Here is a 13,417-nt window from a genome sequence, read left to right on the forward strand (position 1 = left end):
AACAGACTGCTCGATCGAGCTAACTAGGTGCTATGACTCTTCTTCCTCTTCTTCTTCCTTGGATGGGTACACGAATGTAGACCTACCGGTCAGAATTGACTTGCCCAAGCTGAGGGCTTTCTGTGCCTGTAGCGCCGCCTTACGTTTCCAGGTGGCTTTACGGATATCCCGTTTTGACTTGGATGTTTTCTTCTTAGGAACTGCCATGATTATGAGTGTGCTAATGGTGGACAGCCCTCTTATTTTAGGCGATCGATTAAGCTAGTGAATCTTTGTTCTAGTTTAAAACGAGCTTTTCGATCGCACTTCCTTCATCGGCTGCGGCGACCATCAGGGGGACTTACCCACCCTAAGCGTCGAAACAGAGTTTTTTTCCCTATTTCCGACATTTTTTAGCGACCTGTTGCCCCACCAGCTGTGCCAGTTCCAGAGGTGCCTGTCGCGTTACCGAAGCCAGTACCGTTGAATCCGTTGCTGTTGTTGCCGTTCGTATTATTGAAATTATTGAAACCGGGCTGAGTTCCCGTAGTCGTAGGAGTGCCGGTCGTCGTGTTACCGAAGCCAGCGCCGTTGAATCCGTTGCTGTTGTTGCCGTTCGTGTTATTGAAACCGGGCTGAGTACCAGTGGCGTTGTTGCCGTTCGTGTTATTGAAACCCGGTTGAGTCCCCGTGGTAGTTGGAGTGCCGTTCAATCCGCTACCGTTGGTGCCGTTGGTGCCGTTGATGTTATTGAAATCAGGTTGAGTCCCCGTGGTGGTAGGAGTACCGTTAACAGTTCCCACTCCCGCAGCCGGATTATTGAGGTTAGTTGCCGCATTTGCACCCGCAGGCCCTGTAGTTTGAACTTGTCCGCCATTAACTGGAGTACCATTAGGTGCTGTCTGCGCTTGTGTAGGAGTGCCATTACCAGGGCGATCGGCAACGTTTGAGGGGGTATTTATACCCAAAAGAGTGGGAGCGTTTTTGAAATATGTAGCCCAGCGTTGCGTGTCGGGCTGACTTATCCAATTTTGACGATTTACTTGTAGGGAAAGAAGAGGCGCGATCGAACCGGCATTTTGGCCCAAAATTGTGACAGCAACTCCTCTAATCGCAGCGTTTTGGCTGAAACTACGTCCAGCTACATCTCTTGCAGCTGCTTCCGCTCTGCGGATCAGCGTGTCGTAGCTTTCATTCGGCTGACTGTTGAGGGTAAGATTAACGCGAGCGACATCGGCTCTCTGTGTGGTTTGTGTTGGGCGAGTGCCTGCATTTTGTGCATTCGCTTGGTTAGAAAACCAGAAACTGCCTGAGAACCCCATCAAGGCTACTAAACTTAGCAGTGAAACAGGGACTCTTACACTTAAAAAGCGGATTGAGCGAGAAAGGGCAAGGCTTCCTTTTTCATGTAACTTTGTCTTCAAAGAGGGGTTGGATACAAACAGATTTGGCTTAGACATAATTAGCTCTAGCTCCTCGATCGCGATCGACCGATCGCGTTTGAGTTATCTTCCCCTTAACGCTAGCTCTGAGCTATTGCGCCTCTAATCTACATCATGGAATACAAAGTACCTTGCCCATAGACTGATTTACCGACCCGGAGCTGGCTGGTCACCTGAAAAGATCTGTAATGTCGATTATTTTGGAATGTCTATAGAAAAGTCCATATACCGACATTTTCTGCCCTGCTCCCCCACTCCCCCGCTCGATTTTCTTACTTCTCTCTATAACCTCCGGCATAGGTAATCACGCACATGGTTCTGTATACTTTGTGCGGGCCACAGGCAACACCAGTGATGCGGAAAGCAGGGTTAAACATATTGATTCTGTGACCGCGATCGGGAACTCCATCATCAATAATTAACTGCATAACTACTTGTTGGGCTGTGTCAGGGCCGTAACTGATATTTTCGCCTACAGTGACCAGCCAGGAGCCGTGCCGGTTGACGCGAGAAGAAGGATTGCTGCGATCGCTTCCATAGTGACCTGTCGCGCCTTTTGGCCCTTGGTCTCGCACATGATCGCTAGCCCCCAAGGACATACCTCTGGAGGCGTTAAGTGCTGGTACCGGACGGGTCGATTTCAAAAAGTTAATCGTTTCATCAACTACCCTAACGCCTTCCTTGGTAATAATCGGAATTTGTCCTGGCAATTCCAGTCGATTGCCTTTGTAATACCGTCTCTGGCTCTGCAATATCGCACCATAGGCGGGGGGATTCGTCCTAGCGCGGTTCATTTCCGCAACAATACCTCTTTCCAAACTAGAAAGGAAACTAGCTGTAGTGTTGGTCGCGGAACGTCTGGAATTATTAGCTGTATTAGGTCTTTGTGTAGCGCTACTGCTGCGATTGGTAGCAGAACGTCCGGAATTATTGGCTGGATTAGACCGCTGCGTACCGCTACTGCTGCGATTGGTAGCAGAACGTCCGGAATTATTGGCTGGATTAGACCGCTGCGTACCGCTACTGCTGCGATTGGTGGGTTGATTATTGGTGCGATTGGCTGGAGTGCGCCCAGGTGTTGTGGCGGGTGCAGACTGTTGAGGGCCCGTACCTCTACCATTTGAGGGGCCGTTTGGCAATTGTCCGGGTGTTGTCGAGCCAGGGGGTGCTATTGAGAAAGGAAAACTAACAGTTTGATTGGAATCATCGACATTTCCTGTCAATTCCCGCGTATTACCTTGTACCAGTAACCTCAACCTGAATGGCACTGGCCCTGTTTGCGTTGCACAGCGTTGGTAAAGGTTGACTTTGACAGTGTAATTACCCGGAGGAGCTCCTGATGCAGGCCAAAAAATATTTTCGACGGGATTTGTAATGGTATTTTGACAACCTGCATTGCTATCAACGTCAAGCTGACCTCCCGACGCCACTCTCTTATTTTGGAAGAAAACCCTTTGACCGCTGGGATCGGTGATTTCCAAGTCAAGGTCGTCAGTAGTAGACCATCTCAGGGTAGTTTGAATAACACCGGTGCCCAGAGTAGGTTCTGGCCTTTGCTGTACTGGAGAAGCAACCGCCACGGGAGTAGGGTCATCAATCCTCAGCAGCTGCTTAGATTTGGGATAGTAGGTAGCCCAACGCATGGTATCCGGATGGTTTTTCCAGTTATCGCGACTGACCTGCAAAGTCAAAATCGGTGCGGACAAACCAATATGTTGGCCTGTGATGATAATGGCAGCTTCTGTGACTAAAATGTCATTGTCGAAGCTACGCTGAGCTGCGGCTCTAGCTACGGCCTCGGCTCTGCGAACCAAAGTGGCATAGGATTCATTTGGTTGTCGATCGAGAGTAATATTAACGCGAGAGGTATAAGCTTGAGCTATTGGCGGTGCGATCGCCCCTTCCAAAGCCAAAAAAGTTCCAGTCAATCCCAATAAGGCCGCTAAACTCAAAGAAGCAATTCGCATTGTAAAGCTCTTACCTTGAAATTTCTGATATTCAGATCCTTAATAACAATCTATTAGTGTCGTTGACATGAGGGACATCTTGTATGAGCAATCACTGGCTAATGGCAATCGGTATTAACCAATATCAATACCTGCAACCTCTAGGTTATGCCCAAGCAGATGCACAAGCAATCTGGAATTTCCTTGTGGGTCGGGGTGGTTTTATGCCGGAGCGCTGTCTGCTGTTCTCCGATACATCACCGTACATCGCGGGCCACTCCACTTATCCAAGGAGTGAAAATATTAAGTTGTGGATGTACTGGCTGTGCCAAGAGGGGTTGCAAGAAGGAGACCAAGTGTGGTTCTTTTTTAGCGGCTACGGCCTCAAATCCAACGGAGAGGAATACCTGATGCCTATTGATGGCAACCCAGCCGATATTGCAGGCACAGGCATCCCCATACGATGGATATACGAGAGCCTGAAGGATGCAAAAGCCTCAATGCAACTGGTTTTGCTTGATATAAACCGAGCTGGAGGAACCCAAGCTGGTGCCCAGGTAGGCAGTCAAACCGTGGAATTAGCTCGCGCACTGGAAATACCCACAATCCTTTCCTGTCAGCCAACCCAATTCTCTCACGAAGCTTCCGATTTACAGCATGGCTTGTTTACAGCCGCTCTCTTGGAAGGGCTACGGACGGAAGGAGGCGATACGAGTATCGCGACTCTGAAGCGTTACCTGAGCGAACGCCTGCCTGAGTTATGCGAACTCCATTGGCGTCCCCGACAAGAACCTGTGGTAGTGGTACATCCTGCGACAAAAAGCCATCAGGTGATTTTGCCCGATCTGAGAGTCCCTGTGGCCAGCGGCTACTATGCTGAAGCAGAAGAACGTAATAGCACAACTGCGGAAGCAGGAGTGAGTGGAACTGTCAACCCCAGTTTTGTGGCTGCACAGCACAATATGCAAACAATAGCAAGCATACCCAGTATGGAAAATCCATTCAACGGAAATTTGGACGATATCGAACCCCGTTCCGATTTGCAAGATGAGCCAGCAGCTGTTTCGAGCTCGACCTCGACTACGCAGGCAAAAAACGGTCATCCCGGTAATTCCAAAAATGCAATCCTGGCAGAAGAAGATGATGATGACGAAGAAGGAACATTTTGGCGACAAATGCTGCTTTGGGGAGGCGGCTTACTGCTTTTAGTACTTTTATTGATGAGTCTGTTTGGGCGTCCTTTACGTCAGCAAACAGCGGGTCGTCAAGGTGGTACATCCTCTGATGCTGTGTCATCCAAGTCCGGGCAGAAGGGAGCTAAACCTAAGTCGGTAGAACAGATCAATCAGGAACGGTTGAATAAGGCGAAAACCTTTCTTCAAAATAATCAAGTTTCCCAGTACAGTCAGGCGATCGCTACAGCCAGTTTAATTAAATCCGGTCAACCTTACTACGATGAAGCGCAGGATTCGATCGAGCGCTGGAGTCAGATTATTCTGGATACGGCGCAAGGACGTGCCCAACGGGGAAATTACAGTGGGGCGATTGCCGCAGCTAACTTGATACCCAAAGACCCGCAGCCGATTTACGCCCAAGCACAAAAGTCAATCAAACAGTGGAGTGGTGTCGTCAAACAGCAGCAAGCTTACACAAAGACGTTGCAAAGCGCCAAGGGATTGGTTAAGCCGGGAGAAGCTTCTTCTTATAACAAGGCGATCGTTGTGGCTCGCAAAATCCCCGCCGGTCAGCCAGCGTATACCGAAGCTCAGAAGTCTATAGCTTTATGGAGTCAAAGCATTCTCAATTTGGCTAATCAACGCGCGTCTGGAGGAGATACTAAAGCTGCTATTGCGACAGCATCTTTAGTGCCAAAAAATACACCAGCCTATGCAAAAGCGCAGCAGGCGATCGCGCAATGGAAGCGCCAACCTTCAAAGTGATCCCAGGTGCTGAGCGCTGAGTAAATACAGCTGATTCAGTCATAAAAGGCAAAAGTAAAAAGTCAAAAGAAAGTATTTTTTCTTTTGACTTTTAATTTTTTGCTTGCGAATTACCTGGCTGCCGCACGGGAATAGCAATCAAAAATTCTGCTCCCTGTCCTGGTTGAGAAATGCAGTGCAAAACACCGGCGTGCTTTTCTACGACAATTTGGTAACTGATGGCCAGACCCAGCCCCGTTCCTTTACCGGGTTCTTTCGTAGTAAAAAAAGGGTCGAAGATGTGGGCTTTGACCGCTTCTGATATCCCTGGCCCATTGTCAGCAATCTGGATTGTCACAAATTGAGGCAGAGGCATTGGGTATTGATAGTTGTGCCACACACCCCCAGTCCCCCATTCCCCTCCTTCTCTACCCCCTTGGCCTATCGAAGTGCGAATAGTAATGCTCCTGGGATCGGGTTGGTTCTCTAAAACGTCGATCGCATTGCACAGAATATTCATAAACACCTGGTTTAGCTGACTGGGATAGCACTCTACCAGAGGCAACTTGCCGTAGTTTTTGATCGTTTGGATAGCAAGATGGCCTATTTTGCCTTTTAGACGATGTTGCAAAATTAACAAAGCGCTGTCCAGCCCTTCGTGAATATCTACTAGCTTGATTTGAGACTGGTCGAGGCGAGAAAAGTTACGCAACGATAACACAAGTTGGCGGATGCGGTCAGCACCGACTTTCATGCTGTTGAGGAGCTTCGGCAAATCATTGGCGATAAATTCCAGATCGATTTCTTCGCTGCGCTCTTGAATTTCCGAATGGGGATGGGTGCAGTACCGCTGGTAGAGGTGCAGCAGGTCGAGCAGGTCGTTGGTGTAGTCGCTCGCGTGTGTGAGATTGCCGTAGATAAAGTTGACTGGGTTGTTGATTTCATGCGCTACACCAGCTACTAAATGCCCCAAACTGGACATTTTTTCGGTTTGAATTAGTTGAGCTTGTGTTCTTTGCAAATCCTGGAGTGCTTGGGCGAGTTGTGCTGCTGAGGCTCGTGTTTGAGCGAGTAACTCGATTTGCTCTAGAGCTACTCCCAAATGATCGGCAATTTGAGTGACAAATTCTATCTCTGTTGCTTGCCAATGACGCGGTTTTGTACATTGATGAATGCAGAGCAATCCCCATAACTTTTTAGCTTTCAGTAAGGGAACAACCAAGTTTGCTTTTACCTGAAATTGTGACAAAATATGGATGTGACAGTCGCTCAGTCCAGCGTTATAAATATCGGCAACTGCTTGAATTTGTCCTTGCTCGTAATGCACTGCATATCGCTCCCCAAAGCAGCTGTCGCGAACCCTAGCTTCTAAGGCAGAAGGCAAACCTACTGCCCCATCTTCCGAGACAAATTCGCCATCGTTGTAGCCGCTGTCGAGATAAAATTGATACACTGCTACCCGATCGGCTTTCAGCAGCTGTCTAACTTCTTTGGCCGTGGCTGTAAAGATGCGATCGAGATCCAGGGGTTTGCGAATTCTGGCAATCACCTCAGCTAATACTTTGCGTTGCTCGACTTGATTGTAGGCAGCAGCTAGCATTTGTTCTGATGTCTGCTGTAACGCTCTCAATTCCGTGATATCACGGCAAACGCCAATTACGGATGTCACTGCTCCAGAGGGATCTGTAATTGGGGTATAAATTGAGTTATAAATTCGTGTCCCCGATGGGAGATTAATTTCCCAATCTACCTGCACTTTTTCGTTTTTTTTAAATACCTCTTGCAAGATTATTTCGAGATGCTCTGCGGCAGAGCCAATCAATTCCCGATTAGTTTTACCGATGGCTTCTTCAAGCGTCAAGCCCAGTAGTTTTGCGCCTGTCTGATTAATCCAGACATAACGTAAACTCCGGTCATATTCTACTAAAATGTCATTTGAATGTTCTAAAAACCGCAGTAGTTCAGGTGGATTTTGTTTTTTGGGTATTTGAGACACTTTATGTTTGGCAATCAAGTTCAAAAGTTAATCTCTTTGTGGCAATGGGATGGCCGACCGTGATGCACGCTTATACAATTTTAGATTTTAGGTTTTAGATTGAGATAACTGGGACGATCGCATAGTTAAAGCCACTTTAAACTAAGATTGTTGTCCGCAAAGACTTAGCAATGTTTTGTTATTTTTAATTTAATTGCTAATTGGCGAGCGGCTGATGGGAATTTCAATCCAAAACTCTGTACCGTTTCCAGGTTCGGACATACATTTTAGTACTCCCCCGTGCTTTTCCACGAGAATCTGATAACTGATGGCCAACCCCAAACCAGTTCCCTTGCCCGGTTCTTTGGTAGTGAAAAACGGATCGTAAATGCGGGAGATGACATCTGCTGTCATCCCAGGGCCGTTGTCAGCAATCTTAATTCTCACCCAAGGTCGATCGCCTGTATGTTTAGGTATAAATTGTGTCTGGATAGTAATTTGGCTGGGTTCTGCTTCCATTTGAGAGATGGTGCGTTTGCGATCGCGATGTTCGAGGGCATCAATGGCATTGGAAAGCAGGTTCATAAAGACTTGATTTAGTTGGCTGGCGTAACACTCTACAGTTGGCAAATTGCCGTAGTATTTGATCGTTTCGATGCCGGGATGACCGTTTTTGGGTTTGAGCCGATGTTGCAAAATTAACAGAGTACTTTCAATGCCTTCATGTATATCCACAGGTTTTCTTTCGGCTTGATCGAGGCGAGAGAAGTTACGTAAGGATAAGACTAGCTGACGGATGCGATCGGCACCTACTTTCATTGAAGTTAGCAGTTTTGGCAGATCGTTTGTGAGGAACTCCAACTCGATCTCGTCGGCTTTATCTTGAATGGCTGGGTGAGGATCGGGGTAGTACTCGTGGTAGATTTTCAGCAGATCTAGTAGATCTTGAGTATATTGACTGGCATGAATGAGGTTGCCATAGATAAAATTGACCGGGTTGTTTATTTCGTGGGCTACACCCGCAACTAGCTGTCCCAAACTGGACATTTTTTCGGTTTGAATCAATTGGGCTTGGGTTTGTTGCAACTCATCGAGCGCTTTCTCCAGCTGTTGAGCTTTTGCTTGCTCTTGCATTGCAGCAACCCAGGTTTGTTGATAAAGTTCTGCTTGGTGAATGCCGATCGCGGCTTGATCGGCTAACCTCTGTAACAGATCCAGTTCGTAACTTTGCCAAACTCTGGGAGCGTTACACTCGTGGACAATCAGCAAACCCCAAAGTTTGTCGCCCATCCGAATTGGTACGGTAATGTTGGCTCGCACATGAATTGTCTGCAAAAACTCTACATGACAGGGACTTAAATTACTGTTGCACACATCGTTAATCGCTCGTATTTGAGCTTGTTTGTAAAGTTTGGTGACATTTTCTGGAAAGCATTCTTTTAGCCCATGAAAGCCCAAAACAGAAAGTGACTCACCCTTTACGGCTTCAACTACTACCTGACCCTGCCATTCTTTGGTGAACTGGTAAATCACCGCTCGGTCTGTATTGAGCAAGTTTTGCACTTCTCTAACAATAGTTTGCAGTATTGTTTTTGAGTCTAAAGTACTGCGAATTTGGTCTAGTACTTGGCCTAGTATTCTGGCAGAATCCAAAGATTTTTGCAGTTGGGCCGTGCGGTTTTGGACTTGGCGTTCTAGGTCGGCATTGAGATGAAATACTTGTTGGTAAAGCTGATATTGCTGCACTGCCATTGCAAAGTGATGCCCCAGCGCTTCCGCAAGTTCAATTTCTTGGGGAGTCCAGTTGCGAGGTTGACCTTTTTTTAACTCTCTCCATGTCTCGAAGGAGCGACGGGGATAGTATTGTCGCCGATCGGGGTCGAACTGTCCAGCCCACAAAGTTTCGGTGTCAATTTCATCGCGAAATATCGTTAGATAGCCGAGAAATCTTTGCCTGTACTCCAAGGGAATTATTAATAATCCGCGAATTTTCGTAGATCGAAATGCGGTCGCGAGTATTCGATAGTGAGAGTCTTGATATATATCGGCGATCGCACGCACGCGAGTTGCTGTTTTCGCAACTTCTGGATAGCCAATTACAGCGGAAGACCAGCAGGGGTACTGTTCGATAAATCGGGGATCTGGTATGGGGCATCGGGCACAGGATATCGATAATTCTCCCTGTGTTTGTGACGGCTCAACAATGTTACCGCCGCACAAGTCAACTGTTTGGTTGGGTTGAGTGCCGCAGGTATATACTCGGTCGTGCGCTAAACTTTCAATTTCAGGATGAAAGTCTGATGTGCGGATGTAAATTCTGCCTCCCGCACCCTGAAAGACAGCAACGGTTTCCTCTAAAGCTGTTTGCAGTTGAATAGTTGGTTGGGCGTGCAGCAGGGTCGCAACTCGGTTGATTGTGGCTTCTCGTTGCGCTTGTTGACGGGCAAGGCTGAGTAGGTTAGATTGACCGATCGCGATCGAAACTTGATCGGCTACTTGTTGGACAGCATCCAGCTCTAGTTCCGAAATAGGCTTTGCTTCGGAGTGGTGAGATACCAGTAGCCCCCATAAATGGGGCTGTGCCTGGTGGGTTCTCACATCGTAATAGAGAATCGGCACTACTAAGGAAGACACCACTCCCATTGCTGTCAGATATTCAATATGGCATGGGTCTACAGGTCGGTAGCGGATATCCTCTTTTTCGAGAGGCTCGCCTGTTTGAGCGCAGTCGAGGGGACTTAAACCGATTTGCTGCGAAGCGACATCCACGATCGAGCGTTGTCTAGCTTTGATGAATTGTTCGCGGGCTTCTAGTGGAATGTCATCGGCTGGAAAATTCAAACCTAGTAGAGAAGGGAGGCGATCTTCGTCGATCGATTCCGCAATCACTTCGCCGCTGCTATCCGGATGGAAGCGATAGACCATGACCCGATCTGTACCCAAGAAAGCTCGTATTTCCGCTACAGTTGCTCTCAAAATTTCCTGTAACTCTAATGATTGACGGATGCGGTTAGTCATCCGACGCAGCAATAGTTCCCGATCGATGGCTGGCGGTATTTGGGGTGTCTTCTTTGTAAAAGTCATTGCTTATATCCAAAAAATTTATCAAATTATCAAGTCCGAACTTATGCACTCTGGGGCCAGAAATTGGATTTTAAGGTGGGGGCGGGTTTTCCCAAACCTGTCTGTACCAACTACTAAATATTTATTTAAACGCGCCCCTACTAAACCCACGATTTTTCATAGAAGCCTGCTGTGTTTACCCAAGCCCTAAGAATTTGTCCTTACTCAAATATTAAATATTCTTAAATTATATGTCCATAACTTCACAAAAATCATTATTTGTTTGCATAAATTCATTATTCTTGACAGTGGAGTCGCGGCGGAAAGGTTGCCAACCCTGGAACAGTTTCTGCGAAAGACGAGAGGGGATCGCCAAAAAAGATATTGGCGACCACTAGCCAGCGATAAACACGATCTTACTTAATGGCTGGAAAATCTCCGCATCTACTTTCATTTAATAGCCACGAGTTTGCCAGCTTAAGGGACTTTTTTCTCCAACGATTAGATATCAGACTTGATTTTGTAGAACCTATGCGCTCCTTTTTATCCGAGTTTTATTTAAAAAGAATATTAATACCCGATTATTTTTAGCTTGTCAACTAACTTAGGTAAAAAATATCTATTTTAAGGTCGGCCTATGGGTTTAGTTAGATGGAAAAACAAAAAAAGAAAATCTCTTTTATTCGACCCAAGAGCGCCTAACCCCTATTTTTACAAAGGCGTTCGCGGATTTCTTGGCGAACGCTCATGAGAACTTGACCTAAATGGTTTTGGCCAGTGCGATCGCTCCCGCAACCCCAATAGTAGTCAGTGGGCGAGTTTTCCACAATTACTTTATCGCCTGTGGAAAGGAGAATTGTTTGGATGTCCTCATGGGTAATAAACTTGGTAAGTACCGCTGACCGCATAATGGCGCACTTAACTTGCTCCCAGTCGGGACGGACTTTGCGGGTGCGATCGCGTCCCACAGAAGCGGCCATTTCCGGAGTGGGGGCCTTGTGAATTATTTCGATCGAATGTGCATCTTCTGTACCCCAAAATTTATGGGCTTGATAATAATGCTCCACCGTCGGCCAATATTCCCCGTCTAAATGAATGCCGTGGGGAGAGAAATTAGAAAAACAGCCGTAAGGTTCGCTTACCTTGTAAAAGTAAATCGTCATTTGAAAGCTACAATGTTATATTTCAACTTTTACCATGCCCAGCCGTCCTCTAATTTTTCCCAGAAAGCTTGAGATCGCCGATAATCAGCATTAGTTAGTAAACCTGTCGGAGATGCAAGCGTGTCCGCTGATGGATTTGAGAAAACTAATTTCGGTTGGCAGGTGCAGCAGTTGCAGCAGCAGTTTTGGGAGTGGCTGGAATTGAAATTATCCCAAACGCCCAGAATACCCAATATATCGACCCCAGACTGGTTAGGCGACCTACTATGGCCGATATTCAAAGCGGTATCTTGGATAATAGTGGCGGCGATCGCTACCTGGTTACTTTGGCAGCTGTGGCTGATCTTGCGTCCTTACCTACGTTCTCTCAGCTTTGAGATGGGGAACTCGGCAAATCAATCAACGCCTGCAAAAGAGATCGCAACAGCAGATTGGGTGAAGCGATCGCAGCAATTTTACCAACAAGGTAACTACGGCGAAGCCCTGCGATGCCTTTACATGGCAATGTTGCAGAAACTGCACGACTCTGGCATAATCCTCAACGACCCCAGTCGCACAGATGGTGAATATCGGCAATTAACCGAGACTCTGCCCAAACAAGAGTCGTATCAAATTTTACTTACTACTCACGAAGAACTTTGTTTTGGTAACGCGGAGATTTCCCCAGAAACCTTTGAGCTATGTCAGCAGGCTTATCGGAAAATCGATCGAAAATGAAACTCACACAACGCTATTTATGGCTGGCGGCGCTGACTGTAGCGGTAATAATTCTCCTCACCCTAATGGCGGCTCCGCTTGCTACTAAGCTCAGTAGCGGTTCTACTTACAGCCGCGCTCCCGATGGCTACGGTGCTTGGTACGCCTTTATGGCAAAACGGGGGACGCCGATCGAACGTTGGCAAAAAGCCGATTTACCGGGAGTTAGCCTTCAGAAATCTCAATCCAAAATCCAAAATCCAAAATCCAAAATCCAAAATTCCATCACTCTACTGCGGGTTCACAACCAGCTAGATTATGATTCGCTTTATTATCGGGAGCGGGAATGGGTGGAAGCTGGCAATAAGTTAGTCATGTTGGGAGTGCGCCAACCGGTGACAGAGGCAAATTTTAGCACTGTGCCAGAAAGTCAGACGGGTAAAGTAAAAATTGAGACACGACGGCGGCGGCAATTGCAAGCAAAAGAAGAAATCAGGTTAGCCGATCGCTTCGGTGCGATAGTTTGGGAACAAAAGTTAGGCAAAGGAAAGATAATTTACGCCACTACTCCCCATCTTGCCGCCAATGCTTATCAGGACGAACCCGGTAACTATCAATTTTTAGCACAACTGGTGAGTGAGGGTAGCAAATCTATCTTTGTAGATGAATATATCCACGGCTACAAAGATAAAGAAGAAATCGTTGCAGAAGGTAAAGGCAGTTGGATAACTTATTTAGCCAAAACGCCTTTGGTGAGTATTTTTGTACAAGCAGGTGTTATCCTCCTAGTACTGGTGCTGGCTAACAACCGCCGCCTGGGACAACCGATTACCCTGGCATCGCCAACAGTAGATAACAGCGAAGCTTACATCCAAGCGCTAGCTGGCGTTTTGCAAAAAGCTAATAGTAGCGAGTTTGTAGTGGAGGCGATCGGCAAAGAAGAGCAAATTCAGTTGCAAAAAGCTTTGGGATTGGGAACGACACCGATCGATCGCGAAAGCCTTATCAACGCCTGGGTACAACAAACAGGGCGTCCCGCCGCCGAACTGGAACAAGTGCTGGAATTACAATCTACAAAACGTCGAATTAGCGAGCAAGAGTTGCTAAGCTGGTTAGGAAAATGGCAAAGGGTTAATCAATTGTGATAAAAGTCGAAAGTCAAAAGTCAAAAGTCAAAAGTCAAAAAAATAACTAATAACCACTAACCACTGACAACTGACAACTGACAACTGAC

Annotated in this window: 8 protein-coding genes and 2 pseudogenes; 3 read left to right on the forward strand and 7 right to left on the reverse strand. The window is 47.0% G+C overall.

Annotated elements, in window-relative coordinates:
* Nucleotides 1–30: 30 nt before the first annotated feature.
* From rpmF to H6G03_RS39700, 4 genes and pseudogenes are all read right to left on the reverse strand, one after another.
* A complete protein-coding gene (rpmF, locus tag H6G03_RS04750) occupies nt 31–207 on the reverse strand; it encodes a 50S ribosomal protein L32 (RefSeq protein WP_190462593.1) in 177 nt (58 codons plus the stop codon).
* A gap of 185 nt (nt 208–392) precedes the next feature.
* Nucleotides 393–1,439, reverse strand: coding sequence for a hypothetical protein (locus tag H6G03_RS04755; RefSeq protein ID WP_190462596.1), 1,047 nt, complete (start codon nt 1,437–1,439; stop codon nt 393–395).
* Nucleotides 1,440–1,693: 254 nt separating this feature from the next.
* Nucleotides 1,694–2,254, reverse strand: a pseudogene (locus H6G03_RS39695) (CAP domain-containing protein); the annotation flags it as partial.
* A gap of 360 nt (nt 2,255–2,614) precedes the next feature.
* A pseudogene (locus H6G03_RS39700) lies at nt 2,615–3,388 on the reverse strand (DUF2135 domain-containing protein); the annotation flags it as partial.
* Nucleotides 3,389–3,471: 83 nt separating this feature from the next.
* Here H6G03_RS39700 and H6G03_RS04765 point away from each other — a divergent pair.
* Nucleotides 3,472–5,307, forward strand: a complete 1,836-nt coding sequence (locus H6G03_RS04765) for a caspase family protein (RefSeq protein WP_190462600.1) — start codon at nt 3,472–3,474, stop codon at nt 5,305–5,307.
* Nucleotides 5,308–5,398: 91 nt separating this feature from the next.
* Here the strand turns inward: H6G03_RS04765 and H6G03_RS04770 are convergent, their stop codons facing one another.
* The 3 genes from H6G03_RS04770 to H6G03_RS04780 all read right to left on the reverse strand — a co-directional run bounded on the left by H6G03_RS04770 (nt 5,399) and on the right by H6G03_RS04780 (nt 11,487).
* Nucleotides 5,399–7,282 carry a PAS domain-containing sensor histidine kinase gene (locus tag H6G03_RS04770; RefSeq protein WP_190462601.1) on the reverse strand — a complete coding sequence of 628 codons (1,884 nt, stop codon included), beginning with the start codon at nt 7,280–7,282 and terminating at the stop codon, nt 5,399–5,401.
* Nucleotides 7,283–7,471: 189 nt separating this feature from the next.
* Entirely contained in the window at nt 7,472–10,345 is a 2,874-nt protein-coding gene (locus H6G03_RS04775) for a GAF domain-containing sensor histidine kinase (protein ID WP_190462603.1), read from the reverse strand.
* A gap of 677 nt (nt 10,346–11,022) precedes the next feature.
* Entirely contained in the window at nt 11,023–11,487 is a 465-nt protein-coding gene (locus tag H6G03_RS04780; RefSeq protein WP_190462605.1) for an NADAR family protein, read from the reverse strand.
* 120 nt (nt 11,488–11,607) lie between these two features.
* Between H6G03_RS04780 and H6G03_RS04785 the strand changes: the two genes are divergently transcribed.
* Nucleotides 11,608–12,204 (forward strand): DUF4129 domain-containing protein, encoded by a 597-nt coding sequence (locus H6G03_RS04785; RefSeq protein ID WP_190462607.1) that lies wholly within the window; start codon nt 11,608–11,610, stop codon nt 12,202–12,204.
* The gene (locus tag H6G03_RS04790; protein WP_190462610.1) at nt 12,201–13,328 is read left to right on the forward strand and encodes a DUF4350 domain-containing protein; all 1,128 of its coding nucleotides are present in this window, start codon (nt 12,201–12,203) and stop codon (nt 13,326–13,328) included. Before H6G03_RS04785 ends, H6G03_RS04790 begins: the two co-directional genes overlap by 4 nt.
* Nucleotides 13,329–13,417: the final 89 nt, after the last annotated feature.

This window comes from Aerosakkonema funiforme FACHB-1375, from assembly GCF_014696265.1.
Classification (GTDB): domain Bacteria; phylum Cyanobacteriota; class Cyanobacteriia; order Cyanobacteriales; family Aerosakkonemataceae; genus Aerosakkonema; species Aerosakkonema funiforme_A.